The organism is Delftia sp. ZNC0008 (genome assembly GCF_000799035.1).
Lineage (GTDB): Bacteria > Pseudomonadota > Gammaproteobacteria > Burkholderiales > Burkholderiaceae_C > Comamonas > Comamonas tsuruhatensis.
In genome coordinates this window covers 1-5146 of the sequence record NZ_JTKZ01000568.1, presented here as the reverse complement: position 1 = coordinate 5146, position 5146 = coordinate 1, and the positions used below count along the sequence as shown (strand labels likewise).

6 protein-coding genes are annotated in these 5146 nt (G+C 68.1%); 1 reads left to right on the top strand and 5 read right to left on the bottom strand.

Annotated elements, in window-relative coordinates; all coding sequences use genetic code 11:
- From L995_RS18780 to L995_RS18765, 4 genes are all read right to left on the bottom strand, one after another.
- On the bottom strand, positions 1–220 hold a 220-nt coding region (locus tag L995_RS18780), incomplete at its 3' end, for a GTP-binding protein (protein ID WP_047472985.1).
- Positions 217–1881 carry an amidohydrolase gene (locus L995_RS18775; RefSeq protein ID WP_047472984.1) on the bottom strand — a complete coding sequence of 555 codons (1665 nt, stop codon included), beginning with the start codon at positions 1879–1881 and terminating at the stop codon, positions 217–219. The genes L995_RS18780 and L995_RS18775, both read right to left, overlap by 4 nt.
- 14 nt (positions 1882–1895) lie before the next feature.
- On the bottom strand, positions 1896–3278 hold the full coding sequence (locus tag L995_RS18770) for a sodium:solute symporter family protein (RefSeq protein ID WP_047472983.1): 1383 nt from the start codon (positions 3276–3278) through the stop codon (positions 1896–1898).
- 13 nt (positions 3279–3291) lie between these two features.
- Entirely contained in the window at positions 3292–3498 is a 207-nt protein-coding gene (locus tag L995_RS18765) for a DUF3311 domain-containing protein (RefSeq protein WP_016450086.1), read from the bottom strand.
- 142 nt (positions 3499–3640) lie between these two features.
- On the opposite strand from L995_RS18765, the gene L995_RS18760 reads away from it, so the two are divergent.
- A complete protein-coding gene (locus tag L995_RS18760) occupies positions 3641–4561 on the top strand; it encodes a LysR family transcriptional regulator (RefSeq protein ID WP_047219220.1) in 921 nt (306 codons plus the stop codon).
- Positions 4562–4568: 7 nt separating this feature from the next.
- Here the strand turns inward: L995_RS18760 and L995_RS18755 are convergent.
- Positions 4569–5146 (bottom strand): LysR substrate-binding domain-containing protein (locus tag L995_RS18755; protein WP_047472982.1); only part of this gene is annotated, 578 nt, incomplete at its 5' end.

Genomic DNA, 5146 nt, shown 5'->3' with positions numbered 1-5146 from the left:
TGCAGCCGTTTTCCAGCTGCAGCACGTCGCTGCTGCGTGTGCGGATCAGGGCGGCGTCGATGTTGATCTCGCCGAAGTCGTTGACCAGCACGGCCACGCGCAGGCCATCGGCACGCTCCAGCAGCCGGTTGAGCAAAGTGGTCTTGCCCGCGCCCAGATAACCGCCCACGACGACCATGGGAACGGGCGCCCGCTGCGCCGCGGCGGCCGGCGTGCTCATGGCGCTGACCCGGGCGCGGGGAAGATGCGGCCGCCCAGCACGGTGCCCCAGACCTTCACGTCCTTGAGGGCGGCGGGCGCCACCGCGCGGGGATCGTCTTCCAGCACGGCGAAGTCCGCCAGCTTGCCGGGCTCGATGCTGCCCACGCGCTGCTCCAGCTTGAGGGTACGGGCCGCGCCCATGGTGATGGCATGCAGGGCATCGTCCACCGACAGGCGCTCGGCCTCGCCCAGCACGCGGCCTGAAGCGGTTTCGCGCTGCACCGCGCACCAGGCGGTGAACAGGGGGTGGATAGGGGTGATGGGCGCATCGGAATGCATGGCGAAATCCATGCCCAGGCGCCGCGCCGTGCCCGCTGCATTCATGCGCGAGGCCCACTGCATGCCCACGGTCTGCTCGGCGTGGGCATCACCCCAGTAATAGAGATGGTTGGAGAAGAAGTTGACACACATTCCCAGGCGCGCGGCGCGCTGCAGCTGGGCGATGCTGGCCAGCTGGCAGTGCTGCAGGGTGTGGCGATGGTCGGCGCGCGGGTGCCTGGCCAGCAGGTCCTCGATCACATCCAGCACCACCTCGGTGGCCTCGTCTCCGTTGGTGTGGATGTGCAGTTGCAGACCGGCCAGGTGGAAGGGCTCGAACAGCGCGGGCAGCTGCGACGGGGGAATCAGCCACAGGCCGTTGGGCTGCCCGCCCGCATAGCCGGGAGCGCGCAGGCGCGCGGTGAAGCCCTGGATGGAGCCGTCCACGATGAACTTGACGGGGCCGAACTGCAGCTTGTCGCTGGCCGACGATGCGGCAGCGGCGTGCACGCGCGCGGCACCGCCTTCCGGGTTGCGCTGCGGCGCGAAGGCCGGGACGATGCGCAGTGGATAGGCCGCGTCGCCCGTGACTTCGCGCAGCGCGGCCAGGCCCTGGGGCGAGAGATCGCTGACCAGGTCGGTGGCCGTGGTCACGCCCGCGAGCTGGGCCACGCGGCCGAACTTCCAGATGGCCTCGCGCTGCTCGGCAGCGGCCAGCGACAGCGCGCTGCCGATCACCTTCTGCACGGGGTACATGGCGGCGAATTCCTGCAGCTCGCCCGTGGGCTGGCCCTCGGCGTCCTTGTGGATGCCGTCGATGTCGGTGTCCTCGTCAATGCCGGCCAGCGCCAGCATGGCCGAGTTCACATTCATCAGGTGCACGCTGGCATGCAGGATGACGATGGGCCGCGTGGCGGAGACACGGTCCAGCTCGCGCACCGACAGCCGGCTGCTGCCGAAGAGGATGGGATCGAAGCCCCAGGCCAGCAGCGTGGCCTGCGCATCGGGCAGGGCACGCTCGGCCTCGGCCAGGCGCGCCAGCACGGCGTCCAGCGTGCGCAGGCCGGGCCACAGGCGGCCCTCGGGATCGCGCCGATCGAAGTAGCCCAGGTACACGGCCTCCCACATGGCGCCTTCCATCAGGTGGCTGTGCGCCTCGATCAGGCCGGGCATGAGGACCTTGTCGCACAGTCGGTCGATGCGCTCGGCCTCGGGCCAGTCAGCCATGTCGGCCTCCTGGCCAACGGCCAAGATGCGGCCGCCCTGCACGGCCACATGGGTGGCCTGCTGCTGGGCCGGGTTCATGGTGAGGATGGTGCGCGCCACAAAGACCTGCGTGCGCGCGTTCTCGTCGTGGTTCATGGTGGTGGTCTTTTTCAGGCGGCCTTGACGCGCGCGGCACCGGGCAGATAGTGGACGATGGCCGTGACCAGCAGGTTCAGCGCCAGGCTGATGAAGCCCAGGTTGATGCCGCCGAAATCCGGCTGCTGGATGTACAGCGCAATGGCCAGCGCCTGGCCGCAGGCAATGCCCAGGGCAACAGCCAGGGGCCGGATGCGCCAGCCGAAGAGGATGGCCATCATTCCCGGGAAGAACTGCGTCACGCCGTAGTAGGTGGTGTTGATCAGCGTCAGCATCAGGTTGGGCGTGAGCAGCGTCATCACGATGGACAGCACCAGGTAGATGACGATCACCACCTTGGCGCCCTGCTTTTGCTTGGCCTCGGGCAGGCCGGGCAGCAGGTTGCGGGCCACGATGGGGCCGATGGCCAGGCAGATGCCCGCCAGCACCAGCAGGCCCGACAGCGCGGCGCCTGCGGCCACCAGGCCCAGCAGCCAGTCGGGCAGCAGTCGCACGGCAGCCGCGAAGAAGGCCTCGTTGGGCGATGCCAGCTGCAGGTTCTGGCTGATGGCGTAGTACGAGGCCAGCACCAGGAAGGGGTACATCAGCATGTACAGCGGCATGGCGATCTGCGTGCGGCGGATGGTGTGCGAACTCTTGGCCGTGAAGAAGTTCTGAACCGCGAACGGCATCATGTAGAAGCCCAGCGCCTGGAACAGCATGGTGCTCATGGAAAAGCGCAGCTGCGTATCGGTCATGTGGTTGCTGACCTTGGCGCTGGCGGCGGTGAACACATCGCCCACGCCCGCATGCCAGCCCACGGCCACGCCCGTGGCGATGATGGCCACCACCATCAGGATGTCCTTGAGGATGGCGATATAGGCCGAGGCGCGCACCCCCGAGATGGCGATGTAGGTGAAGGCCAGGCCCGCAGAGATCAGCAGCAGGTGCAGCGGCTGGAAATTCCATCCCAGGCCCTTGAGCGCGGCCACCAGCCCCGTGAACTGCAGCTGGCCCCAGGGCAGCAGGAACAGGATGGCCGAGCCGGCCACGATCAGCTCCAGCGCACGGCTGCCGAAGTGGCCCTTGAACAGGTCCGGCAGCGTGATGGCGTTGTGCCGCAGCCCCGCCTTCCAGATCATGGGGCCGAGGAAGTAGCCCAGCGGATATGCCAGCAGGATGTAGCCCAGGAACCAGACGCCATAGGTCGGCCCCTTGGCGTAGATGCCGCCCGGAAAGCCGACCATGGTGCCGATGCTGTAGATCTCGCCGGCGGCCAGGAAGAACACCAGGTAGGCGCCGAACTGGCGGGAGGCGACGAAGAAGTCATGCACGCTTTGCGCCCCCTTGCCCGTGCGCGAGCGGATGGCCAGGTACAGGGACAGCGCGATGAAGCCCAGAAAGACTGCGGTGGTCATGGCGGTGCTCCCTTCAGGCGGACTGCGCGTCGTCGGCTTCGTGGCGGTCGAACATCAGCCAGCACACGAGCATGCACAGCGACGTCAGCACGAACCACATGAAGATCCACAGGTAGATGAAGGGCACGCCGAACACGAAGCGATCGACGGACGCGACCCAGGGAAGCAGGCCGATCACCGCGATGTACGGGATGCCTATGCCGATGAACAGCTTGAGCATGGTTTGTCTCCTTTTGCTCCGATGAAAGAGTTGGCGGTTGTGGCCGCTCTATAGAACATTTCAATGTCCCTGGATGCGATCTTAGGAAGCGCCTACCTATAATTCAAATGAAAAATTTGCCAACAAATCATGAGGACTCCGCATGGATACACAGAAGCTGCGGCACCTGCTGGCCATCGTCGAGCACGGCACCTTTTCCGACGCAGCGCGCGCCGTGCATCTCACCCAGCCGGCGCTCAGCCGCAGCATCCGCGCGCTGGAAGATGAACTCAGGGCGCAGCTGTTCGACCGGGGCGCGCGGCGCGCCCGGCTGACGGTGTTTGGCGAACTCGTGGCCGAGCGTGCACGCCGCATGCGGCTGGAGGAAACCCAGTTGCGGCGTGACCTGGAGCTGCTGCGCGGCGGCCAGGAAGGCGCGCTCGCCATTGGCGTGGCGCCCGCGCCGGCGGCGCTGCTGCTCAAGCCCTTTCTGATCCACATGGCGCAGGCGCATCCGCGCGTGAAGGTGCGCGCCGAAATGGGTGCCACCAGCGCATTGCTGCAGCTGCTGCGCAACGAATCCATCGATGCCATCGTCGGCGACGCCTATGTGCTGCGCGCCGCCGATGACGTGGAGATGGAACTGCTGGGCGAGCTGCCCGCCGGCCTGGTCTGCCGCGCGGGCCACCCCGTGCTGCAAAACCCCGGCATGGACGAGATCCGCCGCTACCCGCTGGCCACCACCACGTTGAGCACGGCCATGGCGCGGCAGCTGGCCGAGCTGTGGGGCGAAGGCGCCGAGCCCGACAAGCTGTTCACCCTGCACTGCAACGACCTGGACCTGCTGCGCGGCGTGACCCTGGCCACGGACACCTTGCTGTTCGGCGTGCTGTCCATCACCCGCAAGGAGCGCGCCAGCGGCGCCATGGCCGAAGTGCCCCTGCCCGCCGATCCCCGCCGATGCGGCCGCTACGGCATGGCGCGCATGGCCGCGCGCACCCTGTCACCGGCGCTGGACACGGCCTACGCCTTCACGCGCACGCACTGGCGCGAGCTGTCGGAGCACGATCAGGAGCCCGGTTGATCGATGCTCAGCCGGCCGCCGGGGCCTGTGCCTGTGCATGCGCCAGGCCCAGCGGCAAGGTCTGCGCGCGCAGCCAGTCCAGCACCAGGGCGAAGCTGGCCTCGTCCAGCACCGGCCGGGGCGACATGAGCACGTAGTGCGAGCCATCGGCCACGAAGCCGCGCGGCGCGCACAGCGTGCCGCTGGCCAGGTCATCGGCCACCAGTGCCAGCGGGCCGATGGCGACGCCGGCCCCGGCCACGGCGGCCTGCAGGCTCAGGTAGAAATGCTCGAAGCGCACCTCGCGACCGGCCCGCAGCGGCACGCCGGTCAGTTCGCTCCAATGCCGCCATGCGTCCGGCCGCGACTGCGTATGCAGCAGCACCCCGCCCAGCGGCCCTGAGCGTGCCAGCGCCTTGGCAAGCGCGGGCCTGCAGACGGGCCCCACGCGCTCTTGCAGAAAGGGCTCGGCCACCACATCGGCACCCATGTCGAAATCCGCGCGGCGTATGGCCAGATCAATGCCCTCGCGCGCAAAGGGCACGGAGCCGCCGGCCGATACCAGGCGCAGCTCGCGCTGCGTGCCGATCGCTTCCTGCAAACCAC

What these genes read in the sequence shown, in the direction of transcription:
- L995_RS18765 (WP_016450086.1), bottom strand. Translation starts at nt 3,498, where the DNA reads ATGCTCAAGCTGTTCATCGGCATAGGCATCCCGTACATCGCGGTGATC.
- L995_RS18760 (WP_047219220.1), top strand. Translation starts at nt 3,641, where the DNA reads ATGGATACACAGAAGCTGCGGCACCTGCTGGCCATCGTCGAGCACGGC.
- L995_RS18770 (WP_047472983.1), bottom strand. Translation starts at nt 3,278, where the DNA reads ATGACCACCGCAGTCTTTCTGGGCTTCATCGCGCTGTCCCTGTACCTG.
- L995_RS18775 (WP_047472984.1), bottom strand. Translation starts at nt 1,881, where the DNA reads ATGAACCACGACGAGAACGCGCGCACGCAGGTCTTTGTGGCGCGCACC.